This window comes from Rhodoferax lacus, from assembly GCF_003415675.1.
Classification (GTDB): domain Bacteria; phylum Pseudomonadota; class Gammaproteobacteria; order Burkholderiales; family Burkholderiaceae_C; genus Allorhodoferax; species Allorhodoferax lacus.
Genome location: NZ_QFZK01000019.1, coordinates 41,013 through 63,137, shown reverse-complemented (window position 1 = coordinate 63,137; position 22,125 = coordinate 41,013). Strand labels below are relative to the sequence as shown.

Sequence of the window (22,125 nt, the reverse complement as noted above, 5' to 3'; positions counted from 1 at the left end):
GTCGCTTTTCAACGCGGCCATTACCCGGACTGGCCAATGCGAGTGTGTCCACCCCAGCATGTACTTCCGGATCATCAGGCAGCGACCAGTAGCGATCAAACCGCTGTATCAACATGGCGGTGCGGTCACCTATCTTTTCAACTTTGACGCGGGGAACGACCAGCCCTGCTTCCCTGGCCAACTGCAGCGTTCCGTACTCGACCCAGGGTAGGTTAATGGGCTCCTGGCGTCCACTGAATTTGGCAAGCCAGAGGGCGCCGGCTTCGTCTCGGATGGAGGCTTTGGGTCTTGCTCCGCCCAGTGCTGTTCCAGCCACAAATATGGGCTCCAGATTGGCGGGAACAGGGAGCCCCTGTTCAATGCGATCGGCCGCCTCTATGAGGTACTGTAGTGACCTGACTTCACTGATGCCAGGCGCTGCTGTGGATTGCAGATCGGGCCGGATGTCCAAGGCACCTACGCGATCACTTCCGGCATGCAGCAAGTAGGCCGATTCGGGCAAGCTGTTGGGCGGCACTTTCAGCTTGGATTCGATCACTCTGCGGCCCCATGCGTCGGGAGCGGCATCGCGAATGCCCCCGAAGAGGGTGAGCCCCGCAGGCGGCAGCAATGCCCGGCCCTTGATCTCCAACTTGTTCTTCAGACCCAATGCGACAGGGTCGACCTCCAGCGCATTGGTGCGCTCGATGTACCGCGTGCCGTAGGCAAAACTTGAACCCACAGTTTGTGCCCCGTCCTCCGTCAAGGCAAGCAGACCGCAAGGCGCCCACTCACCGTTTAGGTGAGAGAAGACGGCGAGTTTTTCAGTCTTGATCATGGCTCTTTGCGCGACGATGTGGGCTTAGAAATCAAGCTCGCTCACTTCCTTGCTGCTCAAGTCCCGGACACGCCGGGTCTTTTCCTTCATCTCCAATACCGACAGTGATGGATCAGTTTGCGAGAGCAGTTCCTGCAAAGTCATGCCGGGCGCGATGACATCCAAGTAACGCAGCAACTGGCCAACAGCAACACCCGGGTCTCCGGACTCCAGTCGATACGCCGTATTGCGGGAAAGTCCAGCCCGCACCGCTGCTACGTCCTGTTTTATCCCACGGGCAATACGCAACCTGGCGAAGCAAGCACCGATGTGCTTGGCCTGCGCCGTTTGCGTTTCGTTCAAAATTGCGCTTTGCGATACTTTCATGCTTTAAATCGAGCGCTAAACACTCTTTGATTGATTTATCGAGCATTCTCTCACATTGGAAATGTTTTATGCAATCGCATGCTCGATAAATCACTCTTTAACGATTTAATGCCTTTTTTATCGATAGCACATATTCACATAGCTTCGTCTTGACCTGCCGGGTTTCTTCGGACCAATCTCAACTTGACTTCTTGGTCTCGGTTGATAAATCGTAATTCAGGCCCGCGATGAACTCAGCCGGCGTGCGGTAGTTCAAACTCGAATGGGGCCGAATTTCATTGTAGTGACGCCGCTAGTCCTGAATGATGACCTTGGCTTCCAGGCGGTTGCGGAACCATTCCATGGCCAGGCATTCATCCCTGAATTTGCCGTTGAAACTTTCATTGGTTCCGTTCTGCCAGGGCTTGCCCGGGTCACTCAGTACCGATTCCAGTCTCTCATCTCTGGCCCAACGCAGCAGCGCCAGGCTGACAAACTCGGGGCCATTGTCACTGCGCAAATAGCGTGGGGCACCGTGCACGCTGATGAGTTGGCTCAGCACATCAATAACCCGCTTTGAGCAGATGGAGCCCGCCACATCTATGGCCAGGCATTCGCGCGTGTACTCGTCCACCACCGTCAGGCATTTCAGTTGCTGACCGTTGGCACAAGAGTCAAACACAAAGTCGTAACACCACACCGAGTTGCGTCCCTTTGGCGGCATGGGTCGGGGCCGGGCCGGTGCGAGGTGCCTGCGTCGCTTCTTCCTGGGCGGCACTTGCAGGCCGGCAGCGCTCCAGGAAGACGTGGATGCGACGTGCGCCAAAGCGCGGGAACTGCCCAGACAGGTCTTTCATGGCTTCAATCACTGGCGCATCCTTTGTCGGCATGCGCAATTCGTAATGCAGCCCGGAACGCGCTGCCCTCATCAGCGCACACGCTCGCCGCTGGCTCAGTCCACGCTGTACTGCGTAGCGGACCTGTTCCAGCCGAGCCTGTGCGCTCACAATTTTTTTGCGTTGATTTCCTTCATGACCTCGATTTCCAGGTCACGGTCGACCAGCATCTTCTTCAGCCGGGCGTTCTCTGCTTCCAGCGCTCTAAGCCGCTTGACCTCGTCGGTGTCGAGCTGGCCGAACTTCTTGCGCCAGATGTAAATCGTCGCGTCGCTCACGCCGTGCCGCTTGGCAACCACTGCCACGCTGTCCTGGTCCGTCTCACGCAGTATCCGAACAATCTGCTCGTTACTGAATCGTCCCTGCTTCATTCCCGTCTCTCCTTGCAGAAGAGACCATTCTCTCAAGCTTCAATTGGTCCGAAATTCACCCGGCAGGTCAGCTTATGCCAGGCCCTTTATGTTCTTGGCGTAGCCGTAAGTCCGGCTACTGCCGGGGTTCCTTCAGTGGCTTCCGGGACGTTGCGGGCCACTTCAATTCAGGCGGCTGAAGACAGGTTGTCGGCATCCATCCGGGATACGTTCGTCGGGGCCAAACTTTCAACCGATGGAGATTCCCAGAACCGCCCAGCACAGTGCGCTGTGGACGGCGAACAGGTGGCTTTTGTAGGGCTGCCAGCGCAGGGGCTTCTGTGTGGTGAGCTCATACAGAGTGGCTTCCTTTTGCTCGGCAACACCCCGGCCGAAACCGCCTTCGCAGACAAAGTGTCCCGGCTTGTCTTCCACCACATGGGTGTGGCTTCGCATCAAGAGGATTTCTGCTTTGAGCCGTTTGTCTTCGGTGACCTTGTCGGCCACCAGCGGTGCGCGGAGCGTGCGCAGCGGCTCCAGTTGCTTCGGAGAATTAACCTACTAGGCATGTAATGCACAGTTCCATTAAGTGTAATTCAACAACAATCCACTAATTTTGCCATCTCACACGGGTATATCGAGGTAAAGTCAGGCTCACTCCATGTAGCTTTACACCGCATTACTCATGACATCTGGCGCCTACACCTCTGACCATAAGCCCGCTTTGGGCACTGACAAAGACTCTCCAGCATGTTTTTCGCTTTTCATGGAATGGGCAAAAGCACGGCGTGTTGAGAATATTGCTCTCCTGATCAGTTCACAAATACTCTTGGAAAGCAATCTGAGGGATCCCGACAAGATGCTCGGCGGCATGTTGCAGTTTCTATCAAATAGAGACACCGTTGAGCTCCTACGAGCATGGTCACCCGGGCACTTCAAAATCGCAGAACTGGCCAACCTGGGGACACTGCTTGCGGCAAACTTTCCGGAAATTCGGACCCCCGAATCCACGCCGGAAATGACCATTCAATTCCCTAGTTGCATGAACCGTAACTTCTTACCCGCAATGCTGTGTGTACGACGCCCTCCAAATTTGGATTCGCGACGCCTGTACAAGTTTGCGGCTATCAGATGCTTCATTCTGATAAAAGCCATCGATTTCCAGCTCCAGGATTCTCGCCAAGACAAAAGCATCAAGGAAATATCGGACTTTGTGCGACAAGGTGGCGATTGGTCTGGTGATCGACGAAAACTTCGATGGCTTATGGGGTTAATACCATCCTCCCTTGACCTCGGCGACTTTAGAACCAATCTCGAAATCAGTATCCAAAGTGCCGAAACGGATGTTGCAGGCACAACAGATGCACTTCGCGCACTAAGGCATCTAACAACTGACTCCAGACGTCCAATTGAATCGAGTACAGACGCCAAACGGTTTTCCGATGTGGCTGGCACAAATTTAAGCAGCTTTTTGCATACTGAAAATGCTGCAACCGGGAACTACTTTGCTTCCTTTAGGCAATACGACACCACGACCACGATCGACGTCCCGAAATCTGCAAGCCCGCCAGAAGTTTCACGTCTCGCTCGAATAATTGCCTTCCAAGAGGCAGAGGACCAGCAATACCTCCCTTTCTCTTGGAATCGTGCACGAGAAGGGGAGAGAGCCGCCCTTTTTGAAGCCCTGGCTGCAGAAATGGCAATCAGGCCGGTTGTCAGCAAGAAGATTGACGTCGATCAGACAAAACTAATGGCTGCTATTGCAATCGTTGCATTGATTTGTCAAGAGTCCCTAGAGACGATCTCCAAAGTTGGGATCGGTTCTGAGTCAACCGACTACTGGCAACTAGATCCGCATACGCTATGCCTTCACCGCCTAGCTGTTCGCAGAGAGTCAAGATGGAAAGTTGACCTCACCTCAAGCAGTTGGGTAATGCCGCTTCAAGATAGATGGGAAATTCAACTTCTGGCGCACTTGTCGGATGTACTGCGAAATGCACTTCAACTTGTCAACAACCCGATTGCATTAACTGACACATGGACACATCCAACAAAATCCATTGCGTTGACTTTCAATCAATGGTGCCAATCAAAGGAGGGCCTCGGTCGCGTCACGTCAGGAACACTAACGAGAACTTGCCAACAATTGATCTTTGAGGAAAGCAAGGACGCGCAGTTTGCAAATCTGCTCACACGAAGAACCAACAAAGGCATCACTGGTGCGGGCGCATATGCATCTTGGAGTTCTCATGCAGTCAGAGAAAGCCAACAAAAATTTGCCCCCGCAGGCCTAATCCATATCACCGATACCAATACTGATTTAAATAGTCTCGGCAGTGAATTGAACCCAATTGAAGAGCTTATTCAATCCGCAATCTCTGATGCAACTAAACTTTTATTAAACCCGATAGAAACCAAAGAGCCGCTATGGGTTCGACAGCACAACTTGCTGGCTGGATACACAGTTGTCATGTTACTCGCAGCAACTGGTGCAAGACCGGTCACATCACCCTTTCAGTCATCAAACCATTTTAATTTTTCGAATAATTTTTTATTTATTGAAGATAAAGTTTCCCCACTTTCTAAGCCAGGGCGTTCCGGGCGGATTGTTCCTGTTCCATCGGCCGCAATGGAATTCGTTCAGAATGTTTGGCTAAGGCATCTGTCCGCATTGCATGATCAATTTAAGCTGCAAATGCCTGAGCTTGCGCTTGAGATTCTCAAACAGGCTGAGGGTATTGGCAGCAACAAATTGCCACTATTTTTCTTGTTGCGAAATAGGCCTGACTTTGACTGGATAGAGATCAGCGAATCGACCCTAACTGCGCTGAAACTTTTTGATTGGCCTTTGCCCTGGAACCTGTTCCGACACAGGCTAGCAATTAGGCTTCGGACCCAGAAACTGGACCCGGAACTGATCGACGCACAACTTGGTCACTCGGAGAGTGGCTCTGAAACATATGGAAACTACTCGCCTAGATGCTGGCAGGACGACTCTCCAGATTGGCGCACAGCGCTCGATCGCGCATTCAACCCGCTGAACTTTCCAAAGACTCTGGGTGTCCAACCGAATGTTACTGATATAAACATTCCTCAGGGATACACAGCATTTCCAGATGAGTCGTTGTTCGGCGCAGGCGCACGGGAGAAAAGTCGGTCGGACCAGCGCAAACGGGCAAAAGAGTCTGCAATTGAAGAAATTAGGGCATTCGTCAACAAGCGGCCTATTGATCAAATCAAACCCGAAGAATGGGAGCGGCTTGGGACAAATATGCTTTTGAGGGAAAACAACATTCCCCAGGCGAATGCCACGATCCGCTTTGAGGCATTTGAACGCTTTATTCACGACTCATGGCAAATATCCGGTCTTCGTCCTCGCTTCAAAACTTGGAAATTCCCTAAACCACCGAGCAGAACTGCTTTTTCAGAAGAAGCGGTTCATGCCAAGAATAAGCTTGAGCTTGTTCGCAATGCGCTTTGTAGCGTAATCGCAGTCACTCACCCTGGTCAGGTAGGAAGAAGCGTTTGTGCAGCGATCGCTGCTTTGGATGTCTGTCTTCACAGCCTTATAAGCAATAAAGGATTACTCCTAGATATAGTAAACGCAAATTGCGATGCGATCAGCTTAGTAATTCGAAATAAAACGGCATTTCTGGAATACACAGATGCACCTCGCTCCGCATCGAGCTTCCGACCTGTGGCGCGACACGCAATAACTCCTCATTGCGTTGCCTACATAACAAGAGCACTCGATGCAAAGAAAACTTTAATGCATACCGCCGTGGCGGGCGGCCCCCTAGAACCAATTGCACAGGCCCTTAATTGGAAAACCCTAGGCGAAATCAGTCTTACAGGAATGATCGAACACGTAGCCAACCTTGTCGACCACGAAAATTCATTGGAATTGCCAGGCTTACTCGCGGCAGTCAATGCCGGACGCACTCCAACCTTCTCACTTGATCGCAAAGACTGGATCCGCGCATGGACGGATCAAGCGTCTATTGATCCAAGCGACGCATTAGTCAGTCAATCTGAGCAACATGTAGAACAGAACGATCATCCAAAGGCAAACGCACAGACTATAAAAACTTTTCAAATTCCAAGAGGAACAACGGATGTTGAGAAATTCGACACAGCACGAAAATCTGCACGTAAGCTAATAAGCGATATTCGGAAGGTGCTAACAGCTTTTTTACGAGTTGAGGATGCAAATAGTACAGTGGGAATTGAGAGTGCCAATATAGAAAACACCAGCAATTCTACTGCGAAGCGCAAGAGGCGGAAATCTCTATATTCATATTCTAAAACAGAAAACATATCACGCGTTGAGGCTCGTAGGGATATCCAATTATTGATTGATGCAAGTGATGACTCCATTAGCACGACAATTCATGCATTTGCCAGATGGGTACTTCAATTGCTCAGTAGAGAAAATAACTCAAAGTTGCTTGATGTTGCGTCAGTTAAAACTTACATGGACCGAACAGCGCACGGCTTCACCTCATTTGCGCACTCTATAGACATTGCGGACCTAGACGAAGACGAGCTTACGGAGCTATACCAGCAGGTCATTGACCCATCTATATCCGTTGTAGAAGATGGGCCGGATAATGTCGACGGGCTTCGCACAACAATAAAAACACGCAAAGACCAAGTTTATGTCTTACATCGCATTAAGGAATTCCACACTTTCGCAGAAATCAAATATGGCCTGACAACTCCAGACTGGTCCGAAATTGGCGAAGGGTTAACCTCCGCAACAGCCTCGCCCGGAATCATAACTGAGCGAGAATATCAGCATGCTTTTTCAACGCTATGTAATGGCTCAGAATATTCCCATATTGACCGTCTAGCCGATGCTTTCATTCTTCTACTTACCTACAGATTTGGGCTGCGAGGTGGTGAAGCGATTGGGCTTATGCGTCACGAATGGGTAGAAGTTAAAGATACCATCGTAGTTCTTGTAACTCATAGATTTCACAAACTCAAGTCCAGAGCAGCACAACGACAAATTCCCTTGTTGGTGATGTTGACCGCGTTGGAGAAAAAAGTTGTCCTGAGGTGGATAGACCACTGGGACACGGAGAACAATTCCAATCCGAACGTTCCACTTTTCTTCTTTGAAAAAAACGCAGAATACCCCCGCGACATTCGCCCCATTAGAACGCGACTAATTGCTGCGATCCGCGCAGCTACACAGAATCAGCGAACGAACCTGCACCACGCAAGGCATAGCTTCGCTAACAGTACGGGTCTGTCGATCATCGCACCAAAGTTACCTTCACTTTGGAGTTCCAAATTCTCATCAAATTGCGTCATGGCGGAAAGCAATCGCAAGCTCCTTCTCGGCACAAACCAATCTACCAGGCGTTCAATATGGGCTATCGCCAGATGCCTTGGTCATGCTGGACCGCAGACCTTTGTCGGCGCTTATGGTCATTTTGCTCATGACTGGGCAAGCACCATCGCGCATGAAAGATTTCCTGACAGATTCAACTTCTCGTTACCAAAGGCAAGAATTGGAATTGATGATCTGGACCTGTGGCAAATCAGTCAGAATTACCTTGCGCCAACCCTATTAAAAGAGGCTCCTCCACTAGTTGATCTGACACCAGGGCTTGCAATGCGATACATGGAACTTCGATCGCAAGGGAAATCGGATGGCTCAGTCATTGATCACCTACGGCTGAAACCAGCAGTTGGACAACTGTTTGAGAAGAGTCTTTCACTTGTTGGAATGCGACTTTTAGCTAAAAAAGTTTCTTCCGATAGGTCCATTTCACGGCTGGTAAATGCCCATGGACTACTGGGTAAGATTCAGGCTCATCGATGGGAATATCTAACCAATCTTGCAAGCAGCTTAGACCAAGTTGAATGTCCTACAACGATTGACCTTGGCTCGATAATTGGTCATCCACAACAATTGCTTATTTGGAAGCGTGCCCACTTCGAATTACTCAATCTTTTTTTGAAAAATCTGAGATGGTCATTGGATCAAGTTACTGTCTATAAGCCAAAAAGCATTAATCCAGAGCTTATAGACTTGGCAAAGAGCTTCGATTTGGAACTAAACAATACACACACTGCCAATGGAAAGAAAATTTTTCAAGTGGCAAAAGTCTACGTTTTGGATTCAGAGGGAAATGAATTTGAACAGCCGAACCGAGTTGGATTGGTACGCTCACCAACCAATACTTCTGTCGCTGATAATTTTGAATTTATAGCCATTTGGCTTGCAGTCATTCGGCACCGACAATGAAACTGCAACTCGCTCCAACAACATTGGTTGCAGGCGCATAGCCTGCAACCAATGAATCACATTTCATCCTCTTCATCCTGTGTAAGCACAAACTCCTCGTCGTCAGCGAGTCTAGTCATCTTATTCAGCACCAACCGAGTCTTCTTACCCATGTGGACGATCCTACACTCAAGCTTTAATTGAGCCCTCTCATTTTCTTTCAAATCTTTCAAATCTTGTGAAAATTTTAAAATATCGTAGTAAATCTCATGCTTCTTTGGGTTTTTTTGCCCTTCTTTAACTTTGAGTAAACCTTCATCAAATTCTCTGCCGTTGTACCTTGCGATAATTTCTTTTGTTTGATCCGCACGGTCTTTCATGTCCGGATGTTCATCCCATGTCCCTTTAATCAATGCAACATCCTCCCCAGATACATTGATTTGCATGGCTTGTCTGATTTCACTCCCCCCATGCGACTTCAGAAACTTCAATGCGTGTTTCTTAATTTGCACCATAACTTCGTCGGTCAGTATTACTGCCTTTTGCCCCACGCTTTCAAACAAGTCGCGATTCGGCGTAGTCAAGTTTGCATACTCCCTAATAATTTGACGGGCATCATCACAATCTATGTTGGTCGTGGATGGAACATTGATAGATACAGTCGCCAAGATCTTCTTTCCTTCCATTTCGGTATATCGCTGCTTCAATTTTACTGAGTCTTTTTTTAGCTTGTATGTCTTTTCAAATATCCGCGTGATGCTCTTCACACAAGCATTTGCCTGAGACCATTTTGACTCAACAAGGTCACCCTCAAGATAACCCCGCCCTTTCACTGGTTTGTGTATCTCCCCAGTGATTTCACAAGTCAAATTCACGGCTGCCAATTGCTTGTATAGTGCTACAACCGTCGTTTCATTAAAAGAAGTTGGCGTCTCGGATTCCGGTTTATTTTCGCCCATCACTTTGCTCCATAGGATATTGAAGCTTTAATATTAGATTAAAACCGAGTTGCTTTTTTGTCGGCATCGCGCGGTTATTGCATGCTTTGCCGGTATTGACTTTCGAAATGAATTGTGTTCAGTGAAATAGGATGTCAATAACATTGCGCCTATTCACCATTTGTCGAACTAAGAAGTTTCTATTCTGAATTCTTGGATGCCATGGATAATTAATACCCATTTGGCATAAAATTTTCCATTTTCCCAATGGCTAATTTTTCGTTCGTACGAACGATTAATCAATTTTATTGCTGAATTCCAGTAACTTTTACATCAAAACGATTTAAACGCTTTATAGGCGCTTTTTATGCCCCAAAGCCACCATCGTATTGCCGCCCAATCAATAGTCGCTCAAAAGCTCATTTAAGAGATCGATTTTTTTAACCGAGTTCAAAGTGATGCGTACTAGTTTGCATTAAAGAGCTAATATTGTGGCTTTTTATGCAATATGCATAAGATCATATACTTCCTCAATAACTCTCTAGCATTACCGTGAAGAAGGTTCCTTTGTGGTAGTCCAGACACTGACAGATAGACCAGTGAGCTGATGTTCCTGTTGGGAATGACCGCGACTCCCCGGCCGCAGCGACCCGATTTGATGGATCTGCCAAATAACAGCCGCCCTGGCGGCCGCTACCGGGGAGAAAACGACCGTCAGCTCATGCTTGAAGCCCTGCTTTCCGGGCTCCAGATGTTTTATGTCAGCGGGCCACAGTAATCAGCAGTCCCTGTCGCTGGTGTCGCAACTGCGCGAGCACCTTGGCGCCCGCTAGGGAGCCAAAGCCGTAGTCACCATTCGCACCAAGTAGCACCCACCGCAATCCTTTAGCCGCCAGTATTTTGAAGAGAGCCGCTCGTTACTGAGCTTTGCACACGAGCGGACCTCGGCCCACGCCACCCTGGCGCACGTGGATGCAGATGGCAACCATCTGCGCTCGATTTAACCGATGTGCCCAAAAACTCAAATCCAGGAGATTTGCACCAATGCATTTCAATCATTACTGAACTATGGCGTTGGATGGTGTTCCATCTTGCAGTCGAGGCTATTTACATCCTGCTCTGCAGTGATTCAGCATCGTTCCCTAAAATTTGCTTCCAATAGTCTGCAAAAACTACCACAACGCCAATAAATTTGATCTTGCTACTGATGATCCAATTGAAAGGACTCACTCGGATCGAGCTGACGGCCTTTAACCAGATTGTGATTATCAATTGAAAAGAGATTCACCCCAAATTAATGGTGCACTTTGCACTCTGCAAGTCCACGCACAACGATCAGCGTTCAAAAAACCACGACATCTCGGTGGCTGTTTTGAGGATCGTCGTAGAGACTGCAATTCTTCTCTTTTCCCTCTGAAACACGAGGTAATGCACGTCACAACGCAGCCCGCATCTGGCTCTCTTTCGTAATTTGTTCAGATCCGTCCACTTAGCATTTGCCGGCAATCCCATCTATTGATTTGGATCGGATGCTTTCAACAACTTCTTAAAAAGGACAACCTATGAAATTAGAACCATTTGAAATTTTCAACATCGGCAATGACATTGACTGCGTGCGGACGCAGTATTGGAAGTCAAATTGGGCAGCTAACAATGTTTGGCATTTGTCATTCCTGAATGACAACGCCCGCCTGCTCCTCCCCAAGTCAGCAGAGCGCCATATTCGAGAGATGATGGATAGCAAGGAAATTTCAATTACGCGTGGCTACTCAAATATTCTTTCCAGTCCAGGTGTTGAGATATTGTTCGATTTCGAATTGATGTCTCCGTTTTTCATTCAGTTGCGTGAAATTCAATGCCTTGGTTTGCCGAAGAATTTCACATCCAAACAGCCTATGAATTTGTTCATCTGGACGAAGAGAGGGAATGTTGCCAATTTTTACGCAATGTATTCCCAAGTGGAAGAGCTTCCAAGTTCGAATCGCATCAGTTATTGAATTTCACTATTTATCTATTAAGAATTCATGTATTCCGTATGTACTCATCGTGATATCACCCAATCCGACAACATCATCACCTTCGACGTCTTTTAAAAATTTTAGGACAACCATATATGACAAAAGATTCATATGATGCTTTTAGATTTCTCTCCCCTAAGGAGATAGAAATATTTATTGACTCTATTCACCAACAACTCAAAATGTTTAGCCATGAGGATTTGATTATTCTCATTCAGTCTGGTTATGTCGCCGTCGACATGTGGTCGGTTTTGCATAACAGCTTTTATGAAGATGATGTCTACATTTTCCTTACAGAGAATGGTAGTGATGTAGATGGCTCCTTGCCGGAAACGAATCTAACTTCAATTATGATTTTTGTATATTTTCATGACTTTCTTTATCCTTCAGATGATGAAGACTCACCACAGAAAAACCCTCATTGGAACAATATTATTTCCATGTCGTGCGAAGAACTCGTTTTAGGTATAGAGGATTACATGTACCCCATGTTTATTGATGTCTTTAAAATTTGCTTTTTTGAGTATCAACAAAAAGTATATGGATAGATAACATACGAACTCCCACACTCTGTGTCAATTGCGATTATCTGTACCAGGCATGACTGAATAATGATTTCCTTCATATATGACAAGCACTTTTACGTTAACCCAGGTGGGATTGAGCGCAAAGGACGCGCCGATACCAATCTCGAATGACTGCAAACAAGAAGGTCGACTTCAGTAGTGGGCGACTCCTGACGACCAGGAGCCGTCATTCACATTCAAGACTTCTGCTGGCGGTATGTACGTCAATGCCGTCATTGCATGGCCCCTAGAGTTGACCGCTTTTCCATGTACCAGAGAACTTGCACTGAATCCCTCGTTTGCCGATACGTCTTCCCTCCTCTAGATGAGCTAAACGAAAGGTGCACCATCGACCTCCATCATTAATCCAAAGCTATTTGCTGGGGCAACACCATTTGCATATAGGATCGTTCATTTACGAAAATTATCGACGTCAGTGTGGATATCTCGGCAAAGTTACGCTTAAAAAAGCCTCTGCACCTTCTGCATCAATCGCCCACCTGGCCTGCTCAAAAGCAGCCTTATCAGTAGGGAACCCTTCATTCCAAACAGTTGACAGGCCATCATCTGCAACAACTTCAAGTGTCCAATCAGCATCATCCTCGTATTTGTAGATTTGGATGTCCAGGGTATGCCCATCTTTTGTGTAGCGTTGCTGAAGTGGTGAGTAAACAATTTCAATATCGTCTTCCATTGGTAAATTTCCGACAGCTAATGTATGCGCCACCACTTTGTTGAGACTCCAGCCACCCTCTGCCCAGACATTTAGGTTTTGTGTGCCGTTCAACAAACTTAAACAACCTCGGGCATGCCACTCTGCAAAGACCTTGTAATAGCCAATCCAATGCGCGTTGCTTCCAATGCATCCGACAAGGTAAGGGTGAGCGGGCTGACACCACGGCAGGCGTCTACAAAGGCATTCATCTCCGCGGCAAAAGCAGCTTCGAAGCGTTCGTAAAAGTCTTTCAACACGGCGTGGCGTACGCCATACTGGTCACTTTGGATCACTCGGTTTGCGGCGGCATGCTCACCCACCAGCAGTTTGCCCTCGGTGCCAATGATCTCGGTACTGGTTTCGTGACCATGGGCCATGGTACGTGATGCATACAGAACCGCCTTGGCCCCGCCCGCAAACTCCACCACTGCAATGCCGTTGTCCACATCACCGCAGGCTTGCAGGCCCGGGTGCAAGGCAATGGTTCCAGTGGCAAAAGCGCGCAGTGCCTTGGGGCGACCCAGCATCCAGCGCGCAAGATCGATGTCGTGCACGCTGCAGTCCATGAAAATGCCGCCCGAAGTGGGGGCAAAGTTAACAAAGAAGCCATCCGGGTCGTTCTGGTCGCAGGTTTGTGAACGGACCAGAAAGGGCCGACCAATTTCACCCGATTCGACGGACTGGAAAGCAGACAGGTAGCTGGGGTCAAAGCGGCGCACAAAACCGACCATGGCAACCAAGTCTGGATGCTGCTCGGAGACGGCCAGCACGCGCTCGCAGTCAGGAACATTCAGGGCCAGTGGCTTTTCCACGAACACATGCTTGCCCGCCTTGAGTGCGGCTATGGCCTGATCGGCGTGCAGGGAAGTGGGCGTGACCAGAACGACCGCATCCACATGGGGGTCCTGTAGCATTGCATTCAGATCTTCATGGATGCTGGCAACGCCCAGCTGATCGCGGGCATAGGCGCGCTCGGCTTCGACCGGGCTGCAGGCCGCCACCAGTTTGCAGTTGGGGGTGTTAAAGGCCAGGGCTGCGGCATGGCGTTTGCCCAGGCGGCCCAGGCCGGCAATACCCACACGAAGGGGCGCTTGCATGGTGTTGGAGTTCATGGCTTTCTATGTTCTATGGAATGCACCCGGATCAGCGTCCGCGCTTCTTGTTGCGGTACTGGTCGGCCACCACGGCGGCCACGATGATGGCGCCCTTGACCATCTCCTGGTAGTAGGCGTCGATGCGGATGAAAGTAAAGCCCGACATCATCACGCCCAGGATCAGCACGCCGATCACGGTGCCGGTGATGCGGCCCAGACCCCCCACCAGCGAGGTACCGCCAATGACCACCGCGGCAATGGCATCCAACTCATACATCACACCCATGCCGGACTGACCTGAGATGGCACGCGCGGCGGTGACGCTGCCGGCAATGCCGGAGAGCAGGCCGGCGATGGTGTAGATCCAGACCAGGTGGCGATTGACGTTGATGCCGGAGACGCGCGCGGCCTGGCGGTTGGCGCCGATGGCATAGGTGAACTTGCCGAATCGTGTGTAGCGCAGCACCACATGGAAGATAAGCGCAATGGTGATGAAGATGTACACCGGGTTGGCCCCGGCGCCTATGGCGGCAAAGTCATCGGTGAGCATGGAGACCGGCATGCCACCGGTGAACCACTTGGCAAAACCACGTGCGGCCACCATGGTGCCCAGCGTGGCAATAAAGGGCGGAATGGCGGTGTAGGCAATCAGCGAGCCGTTGATCAGGCCAATGACCAGGCCGACTGCCATGCCCGCCAGAACCGGCCAGATCACCGGCAGATCGGTGAGCGCCGGGAACACGGCGCGTGGAAAGTCCGACACCTGGGCCAGGCTGGCCGACACCACGGCCGTGGCCGCCACCACCGAGCCGGAGGACAGGTCAATGCCACTGGTGATGATGACCAGGTTCACGCCCACGGCGATGATACCGACCACGGCCATTTGCAGAATGATGATCTGCAGACGGTCGATGTTGAACAGAAAGCTCTGGCCGTTGATGTACCAGCCCAGGGCTTCAAAAAACAGGCTGATGCCCACCAGCACCAGCAGGATGCTGGCCTCGGGTGGCCACTTGAGTTTGGCGCTGGTTCCAACCGAAGGTGCGCGTGCGGTGGTGTCGTTGGGGGTGGAGGTAGTCATATGCTCAACTTTGATAAAAATTATTTGGCGGCCAGGTCCATGATGGAAACCTGGTTTGCATCCTTGCGGTCGAGGATGCCGCTCACATGGCCTTCGTGCATCACGACGATGCGGTCGCTCATGCCCAGCACTTCGGGCATCTCGGAAGAAATCATCAGAATGGCCACGCCCTGCCCTGCCAACTCGGACACCAGGCGATGGATTTCGGCCTTCGCGCCCACATCAATGCCACGCGTGGGCTCGTCCAAAATGAGGATCTTGGGGTGGGTCAGCAGCCAGCGGCCGATCAGCACCTTTTGCTGGTTGCCGCCCGACAGGTTCAGAATGATCTCGTCCATGCCGGGCGTCTTGACGCGCAGGCGCTGGGCCATCTCAATGCACTCAGCGTTGAGCTGTTTGCTCTGCACAAAGCCGCTCTTCACGTAGCGCTGGTTGAGTACCGCGCTGTCCATGTTTTCCTGGATGTTGAGGCCCAGGAAGCAGCCGGTTTCCTTGCGGTCTTCGGTCAGGAAGGCCATGCCCTCGGCCAGTGCCACGGCCGGGCTGTGCATGGCAACGGTCTTGCCATTGATGGCGATGGTGCCCGAGGTGGCCGGTGTCACACCAAACAGCGCCTCGGCCACGTTCGAGCGGCCGGAGCCCACCAGACCAGCCATACCGACAATCTCGCCAGCGCGCACATCGAAGCTGATATTGCGGAACACGCCGTCCAGGCACAGGTCTTTGATAGAGAGCACCACCTCGCCAATCGGCACTTCCGTCTTCGGGAACATCTGGGTAATTTCGCGGCCCACCATCATCTTGATGATGTCGTCGCGCGTCACCTCGGTGGAGAGTTTGGTGGCGATGTACTTGCCGTCGCGGAACACCGAAAACTCGTCGGCAATCTCGAACAGCTCGTTCATCTTGTGGGTGATGTAGATGATGCCCTTGCCCTGCGCACGCAGCGTGCGGATGATGGCAAACAGGTGGGCCACTTCCTTCTCGGTCAGCGCGGAGGTGGGCTCATCCATGATGAGCACATCGGAGTTGTAGGAAACGGCCTTGGCAATCTCCACCATCTGGCGGTTGGCCACCGACAGGGTCTGTATTTCGGCGCGCACATCGAGGTCAATGTTGAGGGTCTTGAACAGCTCCTCGGTCTTGCGGTACAACTCTGCGTGGTCCACGAAGCCAAACCGGTTCTTGGGTTCACGTGTGATCCACACGTTTTCTGCCACCGTCATGTACGGCATCAGGTTGAGCTCCTGGTGAATCATGGCAATGCCCTGATTCAGCGCGTCGATGGGGGATTTCAGCGTGATGCGCTGGCCCTTGAGGCTGATGTCGCCGCGGTCCGGAATGTAGATGCCGGCAATGATCTTCATCAGCGTGGACTTGCCCGCGCCGTTTTCGCCCATCAGGGCATGCACGGTGCCTGCGCGTAGCTTGAAGCCCACGTTGTCCAGGGCGAGAACCCCGGGAAAGCCTTTGCGGATTCCATGGATTTCCAGGAGCGGCGGCTCTGCGGCAGGTGCGCTTGGCACGGCCGGGGCATCCAGGGTGGCGGTATCGGACATCGGTGTTCTCGTTCAATGAAGGGGCAACAAGGCAAGCCCTCGCGGGCTTGCCTCACCAACAGACCTTGCTTAGTTCTTGCCGGAGTACTTGGCCAGGTTAGCCGGCGTCACCAGCTCAAACGGCACGTTGACAAAACGCTCGACCGGTTGCTTCTTGATGAGCTTGAGGGCCGTCTCCACCGCACCAGAGCCTTGACCGGCGGCGTTCTGGAAAACGGTGACCTTCAGGTCGCCAGCCTTCATGGAAGCCAGCGCATCGGGAGTGGCATCAATGCCGGCCACGATGGTGGCGGGGGTCCACTTCTTGCCGGCCTTCAGTGCGTTGATGGCGCCGATGGCCATTTCGTCGTTGTTGGCGATGATGGCGTCAAACTTGACACCCGAGGACAACCAGTTGGTGGTGATGTCCTGCGCCTTGGTTCGGTCCCATGCGCCTTCGCGCTTGTCCACAATCTTCAAGCCGGAGCATTCCTTGGTGGCTACAACCTCCTCAATGTCCTTGGTGCGGGTGCGGGCCGCTTCGTTGGATAGCTCACCCATGAGCACCAGGATCTCGCCCTTGCCCTTGAGCAGGCGGCAGACTTCCTGGGTTTCGACGGTGCCGGAAACCCGTTCGTCAGACGCCACCACGGCCACGCCCTTGGGCAGCTTGTCAAAGTCCACAGGCTTGCGGTTCACATAGATCAGGGGGATGCCGGCTTCGGTCACCATCTTGGTCATCTTAGGGGTGGCGTCGGTGTCCACGGGGTTGACGATGATGGCGTCGTACCTTTGCGCAATCATGTTCTGGATCTGGCTGAGCTGCTTGCCCACGTCATTGCCAGCATCTTCTACCTGAACGGTGGCACCGGCCTTTTTGCCCGCCTCTAGCGTGCCGTTCTTGAGGATGGTCAAAAAAGTGTCGAGCTGGGCCATAGCCAAGCCGATTTTTTGTGCATGGGCAGCCATGGGGGTCAGAAGGGTGGCTGATACAGCTGTAGCGATCAGAAGTTTTTTCATGATGGGGTGTCTCCAGTTTGAATTGATTCAAGTAACAGGGTTGCAATTTTGCTGTGGTGCTTGTCAAGCAGAACGATTTTTCCACGGCAATAAGAAATGTATCCAAAAATTATTTGAAAAAATAAATATTTTCTACGTGATTACACCTAGAGAAAGTATTTTTCTTTTTATATTTGTCTACTCCAGTGCTCAAACGTAGTCCACCCAGGTGGCACCCGCATCTGCTGAACGTACACAGTTCTCTACCCATCGCACGCCCTCGATGCCCGCATGGATATCCGGATAGCGCAGCATGGCAAGCGCCGTGGCATCACCGGCGTCGGTGGCTTCCATGGCCAGGGCGAAGCGGTAGTAGAGATTGGACCAGGCCTCGAACAGGCCCTCGGGATGGCCGCCACCAATGCGGTCGTCGTGCAGGGCTGCGGGGTGCAGATAGCCCATCCCGCGCTCCAGCACCTGCAGCGGCTGGCCTTGTATTTCATAGCTCATCTGGTTCGGCCGCTCGTCCCACCATTCCAAGCTGGCCTTGGAGCCGATGACGCGAATTTTCTGCCCGTGCATGGAGCCGGCATTGACGGCGCAGGACCAGACATAGCCTATGGCTCCGCCCTCGTACTCCATGATGGTGAAGGCGTTGTCTTCCAGCGGCGCGCGGCTTTTCACAAAGCTCTGACGCGAGCACATCAGGCGCTGGATCTTCAGCTCGGGCAGCATCACCTCCGAGAGGTAGAGCGGGTGGGTTCCGACGTCGCCCAGCACATAGCTGGGACCGGCAAACTTGGGGTCCACGCGCCAGCGCGTGGCCGGGTTGGCCAGCTCCACCGCCTCATTGTGGAAGCCGTGGGCAAACTGCATTTGCACAATGCGGATGTCACCCAGATCACCACGCGCAATCATTTCGCGCGCCTGCTCGATCAGTTGGTGCCCGGCATAGCCATAGGTGACGCCGACCACGCGCTGGTGTTGCTTTGACAGGGCCAGTAGTTCCTCAGCCTCGGCCGTGGTGAAGCACAGTGGCTTCTCGCACACCACGTGAATGCCGGCCTCGATAGCGGCCTTGCAGATGGCAAAGTGGGTGCCGTTGGGCGTAGCAATGGAGACGGCACGAATGCCATCGGCGCGCTGGCTTTCCGCGTTGAACAGGGCCTGGTAGTTGTCGTAGCAGCGCTCGGCCTGAAGACCCAGGCTTTGCCCGAATGTGCGACCGCGCTCGGCGTCGATGTCAAAGGCGCCGGCCACCAGCTGGAAGTTGCCGTCGCGCAGCGCCGCCGAGCGGTGGATGTAGCCGATCTGGCTGCCTTGGCCGCCGCCGACCATGGCCCAGGGAATGGTGCCATTGCGCAGGGGAGAAGATGTGATCATGGGATTTTCAAAAAATTAGTTGAAGCCGACGGATTGGAGAAAGCTGCGGCTCTGCGCCACGTCTTGCAGGCTGGAGCCGGCGTTGCGCGGATCGCGCTCCTGCTCCACGGTGATGTAGCCGCTGTAGCCGATGTCCAGCAGGGTCTGGCGCACCAGCGTATAGTCGATCACGCCCTTGCCGATGGGGCACATGACGCCACGGCCGCAGGCGGCAAAGAAGGCAATGTGTTCGCCCAGCACCTGCTGGAAAACGGCGGCATCAATGTCCTTGAAGTGCACATAGTCCAGCCGTGCCGCATAGTTCTTGAGCCATTGCACCGGGTCCATGCCGGAGTAGTAGAGATGGCCGGTGTCCAGGCACAGGCCGGCCACATCATGGGGAATGTCGGCCATGATCAGGTCGATCTCGTCGGCAAACTCGATGTAGCCGCCGGCATGCGGATGGATCACGGCGCGCACGCCGAATTCGCTCCAGGCAAGGCTGGCAATCTGGCGAATGTGCGAGACCATGGCGGCCCACTGCCCTGCGTTCAGACGCGGTGCGCGCTCGGAGTGGCCGGCGGCAAAATCACGCTCGGTGTGGCCCCAGTCCATCACCACCAGATAGGGCACGGCAAAGCGCTGGCCCGGCTCGGTGGGCAGTTGCGGCAGCTGCTTGATGAGTGCGCAGATTTCGCGCGTCTGCCTGAGCAGGCTGGGCAGGTTGGCGGGCTCCACCAGGTCATCAAAAATGGTGCCTGCGGTGATGCTCAAGCCCCTGGCCTTGAGTTCGCGGCCCACCAGGTCCACATCCAGCGGAATGTAGCCATAGGGTCCAAGCTCTATGCCCTTGTAGCCTGCGGTCGCGGCCTCTTCCAGCACGCGGGTCCAGAGCGGCAGGTGCGGGTTTTTCGGGTCATCCACGCCCCAGCAGCAGGGTGCGCAGCCAATGTTCATTGCCATGGTTTTTGGTCTTTCAAATTGTGAGTGGGGTTCAGGCCTGGGGCTTGAAATGCTGGTCGAGTTGGCGCTGCATCTCGGAGCGCATGAAACGGGAAGATTCGTTGGCGCGCTCTTCCCAGGCGAATACACAAGAAGACAGCACGCCGTCGAACTTCACTTCAGCCAGGGTGGCGAAGAAAAGGTCCCAGTCAATCTCGCCCTGGCCCATGTCCAGGTGCTGGTGCACGCGGATCTGGTTGGAGCCCGGCGGATTGACGATGTAGCGCAGCTGGCTGCTCTTCTTGTGGTTAAAGGTGTCGGCCACGCGCACATGGGCCAGCACCGGTGCAGCCTCGCGGATCATGGCCGCCATGTCGTCGCCGTAGTAAAACGTGTGGGGCGCAATGTAGGACAGCTTCAACGCCTTGGAGCCTATGTTCTTGACGATGTCGCAGGCCGGCTGCATGGTCTCGATCCAGTCTTCCGGATGCGGCTCCACCGACAGCGTCAGGCCCTCGCGTTCGAAGGTCGGCAGCAGCTCGTCCATGGAGCGGAACCAGGCGGCCTCGCACATCTCCTTGGTGTTGGCGCCGGGCTTCTCGCCCACCGAGCGCTCTGGCGAGGCACCACGGCCAAACTCGGAAATCATCAGCTCGCAGCCCATCTCCACCGAGACTTCGATGGCCTTCTTCCAGCAGCGCATGGCCCACTGGCGCTCGTCCTCAAACGGGCTGGCCCAGCGGTACATGGGCTGCAGGGTGGCCAGGCCCACGCCTGCTGCTTTCATGGCGGATTTGAAGGCTGCCATGCGCTCTTTGGTGGCGCGCGGCATCACCCACCAGTCCAGGAAATCCGAGCGGGGCGAGAGCTCGATCTGGTCGTAACCCAGATCGGCTACCGCGCCGGGCAGTTGCTCCAGGCTCAGGTGGCGGATCATGTACGGGTCAAGGGCGATTTTCATGTTGTCTCCAGTTGTTGTGGTGGTCGCTTTGTGCCGCAGCAAGGGTCTGCCTGCAGGCCTCTTTCCTATCATTTTTTTGATAGACTTTCTGGCCCGCTCGCGCTGCGTCAGAAGGTGCGGAATTATTGTTTCGCTATATGTCATGGTCAATGCTCTGGTAGCGCGCGGTATCAGACCTATCAAGCGACCGGATGGCTAATTGATAGATTTATCAAGACAGACAACAGGAGCCCGACTTGACTGAGCCGACCATGGAAGATGTGGCCCGCGCCGCCGGTGTAGGCGTGGCCACAGTAGACCGCGTGATCAACCGCCGCGCCCCAGTGCGAGCCGACACGGCGCAGCGCGTGCTGGACGCCGCGCAGACTTTGGGTTTCCGGCGCGCCGGGCTGATCAGCAAGCGCATCAGCGAGCAGCAGCGCCCGCTCAGACTGGGCTTTTTGCTGCAAAGCCAGCGCTCGCCGTTTTACACGGCACTGGGCCACGCCCTGGAGCAAGCGGTGCAGGCCCTGCAGCAGCAGCGCGCCACGCCGGTGCTCGCCTTCATGGACGACTTCACACCGCGCAAGGTGGCCGAGCGCCTGCTGGCCCTGGGCCAACAGGTGGACGCGGTGGCTCTGGTCGCGGCCGACCACCCGGTCATTCATCAGGCGATAGAAACCCTGCATGCGCAGGGCGTGCCGGTGTTTGCCCTGGTCACCGACCTGAGCGCGCCTTCTGTCGCCGGCTATGTGGGCATGGACAACCGCAAGATGGGGCGCACGGCCGCCTGGTCGATTGCCAAGCTCAGCCAGCGCCCCGGTAAGGTCGGGCTGATTCTGGGCAGCCACCGCTACCTGTGCCAGGAGCAATGCGAAATCAGCTTTCGCTCCTACCTGCGCGAAAGCGCACCCGGCTTCCAGGTGCTGGAGACGCTGGTCAGCCTGGAGGATGTGGCCCTGGCCCATGCAGCCACACTGGAATTGCTTCACTTGCACCCCGATTTGGTAGGTGTTTATGTGGCCGGTGGCGGTGTCGAGGGCGTGCTGGAGGCGTTGCAAGAGGCCGCCATGCCCGAACTGGTAACGGTCTGCCACGACCTGACCGACACCACCCGCCAGGCCCTGCTCGACGGCCACGCCAGCGTGGTGCTATCGCACCCCTGTGAGTGGATGGCGCGCAGCCTGTGCGAGGCCATGCAGAAGCGCTTGCAGAACCGCCAGCCAGTCGGCAAGAGCCAGGGCCTGCTGCCCTTCACACTGTACACGGTGGCGAATGTGTGAGTA

The 22,125-nt window shown here is 53.3% G+C and carries 16 protein-coding genes and 1 pseudogene; 4 read left to right on the top strand and 13 right to left on the bottom strand.

Annotated features, from left to right (window positions below; genetic code table 11):
- From DIC66_RS19435 to DIC66_RS19420, 4 genes and pseudogenes are all read right to left on the bottom strand, one after another.
- The coding region (locus tag DIC66_RS19435) for a type II toxin-antitoxin system HipA family toxin (protein WP_199534803.1) at window positions 1–817 on the bottom strand (817 nt) is incomplete at its 3' end.
- Window positions 818–841: 24 nt separating this feature from the next.
- Window positions 842–1,183 (bottom strand): helix-turn-helix domain-containing protein, encoded by a 342-nt coding sequence (locus tag DIC66_RS19430; protein ID WP_117179841.1) that lies wholly within the window; start codon window positions 1,181–1,183, stop codon window positions 842–844.
- Window positions 1,184–1,361: 178 nt separating this feature from the next.
- Window positions 1,362–2,429: pseudogene (locus tag DIC66_RS19425) on the bottom strand (IS3 family transposase).
- Between the two features lie 228 nt (window positions 2,430–2,657).
- Complete coding sequence (locus DIC66_RS19420; RefSeq protein ID WP_117179840.1) at window positions 2,658–2,915, bottom strand: hypothetical protein; 258 nt, start codon at window positions 2,913–2,915, stop codon at window positions 2,658–2,660.
- 178 nt (window positions 2,916–3,093) lie between these two features.
- On the opposite strand from DIC66_RS19420, the gene DIC66_RS19415 reads away from it, so the two are divergent.
- On the top strand, window positions 3,094–8,667 hold the full coding sequence (locus tag DIC66_RS19415) for a site-specific integrase (protein ID WP_117179839.1): 5,574 nt from the start codon (window positions 3,094–3,096) through the stop codon (window positions 8,665–8,667).
- A gap of 56 nt (window positions 8,668–8,723) precedes the next feature.
- Here DIC66_RS19415 and DIC66_RS19410 read toward each other — a convergent pair whose 3' ends face one another.
- Complete coding sequence (locus DIC66_RS19410; protein WP_147321360.1) at window positions 8,724–9,605, bottom strand: hypothetical protein; 882 nt, start codon at window positions 9,603–9,605, stop codon at window positions 8,724–8,726.
- A 1,541-nt stretch (window positions 9,606–11,146) separates the two neighbouring features.
- Here DIC66_RS19410 and DIC66_RS19400 point away from each other — a divergent pair.
- Window positions 11,147–11,581, top strand: coding sequence for a hypothetical protein (locus DIC66_RS19400; protein ID WP_117179836.1), 435 nt, complete (start codon window positions 11,147–11,149; stop codon window positions 11,579–11,581).
- 116 nt (window positions 11,582–11,697) lie between these two features.
- Window positions 11,698–12,150: a hypothetical protein gene (locus DIC66_RS19395; RefSeq protein WP_117179835.1), complete on the top strand. Its 453-nt coding sequence runs from the start codon at window positions 11,698–11,700 to the stop codon at window positions 12,148–12,150.
- A gap of 451 nt (window positions 12,151–12,601) precedes the next feature.
- On the opposite strand, the gene DIC66_RS22965 is transcribed toward DIC66_RS19395, so the two are convergent.
- The 8 genes from DIC66_RS22965 to DIC66_RS19360 all read right to left on the bottom strand — a co-directional run bounded on the left by DIC66_RS22965 (window position 12,602) and on the right by DIC66_RS19360 (window position 20,860).
- Window positions 12,602–12,862 (bottom strand): hypothetical protein, encoded by a 261-nt coding sequence (locus DIC66_RS22965; RefSeq protein ID WP_233506011.1) that lies wholly within the window; start codon window positions 12,860–12,862, stop codon window positions 12,602–12,604.
- Between the two features lie 98 nt (window positions 12,863–12,960).
- Window positions 12,961–13,995, bottom strand: coding sequence for a Gfo/Idh/MocA family oxidoreductase (locus tag DIC66_RS19390; protein ID WP_233506009.1), 1,035 nt, complete (start codon window positions 13,993–13,995; stop codon window positions 12,961–12,963).
- Between the two features lie 31 nt (window positions 13,996–14,026).
- Complete coding sequence (locus DIC66_RS19385; protein ID WP_117179834.1) at window positions 14,027–15,058, bottom strand: ABC transporter permease; 1,032 nt, start codon at window positions 15,056–15,058, stop codon at window positions 14,027–14,029.
- Window positions 15,059–15,078: 20 nt separating this feature from the next.
- Window positions 15,079–16,617: a sugar ABC transporter ATP-binding protein gene (locus DIC66_RS19380; RefSeq protein ID WP_117179833.1), complete on the bottom strand. Its 1,539-nt coding sequence runs from the start codon at window positions 16,615–16,617 to the stop codon at window positions 15,079–15,081.
- A gap of 69 nt (window positions 16,618–16,686) precedes the next feature.
- The gene (locus DIC66_RS19375; protein WP_117179832.1) at window positions 16,687–17,616 is read right to left on the bottom strand and encodes a sugar ABC transporter substrate-binding protein; all 930 of its coding nucleotides are present in this window, start codon (window positions 17,614–17,616) and stop codon (window positions 16,687–16,689) included.
- Between the two features lie 189 nt (window positions 17,617–17,805).
- On the bottom strand, window positions 17,806–18,978 hold the full coding sequence (locus DIC66_RS19370) for a Gfo/Idh/MocA family protein (protein WP_117179831.1): 1,173 nt from the start codon (window positions 18,976–18,978) through the stop codon (window positions 17,806–17,808).
- A gap of 15 nt (window positions 18,979–18,993) precedes the next feature.
- The gene (locus tag DIC66_RS19365) at window positions 18,994–19,920 is read right to left on the bottom strand and encodes a sugar phosphate isomerase/epimerase family protein (protein WP_117179830.1); all 927 of its coding nucleotides are present in this window, start codon (window positions 19,918–19,920) and stop codon (window positions 18,994–18,996) included.
- Window positions 19,921–19,951: 31 nt separating this feature from the next.
- Window positions 19,952–20,860 (bottom strand): sugar phosphate isomerase/epimerase family protein, encoded by a 909-nt coding sequence (locus DIC66_RS19360; protein WP_117179829.1) that lies wholly within the window; start codon window positions 20,858–20,860, stop codon window positions 19,952–19,954.
- A 236-nt stretch (window positions 20,861–21,096) separates the two neighbouring features.
- Here DIC66_RS19360 and DIC66_RS19355 point away from each other — a divergent pair, with 236 nt between their 5' ends.
- A complete protein-coding gene (locus DIC66_RS19355; protein ID WP_233506008.1) occupies window positions 21,097–22,122 on the top strand; it encodes a LacI family DNA-binding transcriptional regulator in 1,026 nt (341 codons plus the stop codon).
- Window positions 22,123–22,125 lie beyond the last annotated feature (3 nt).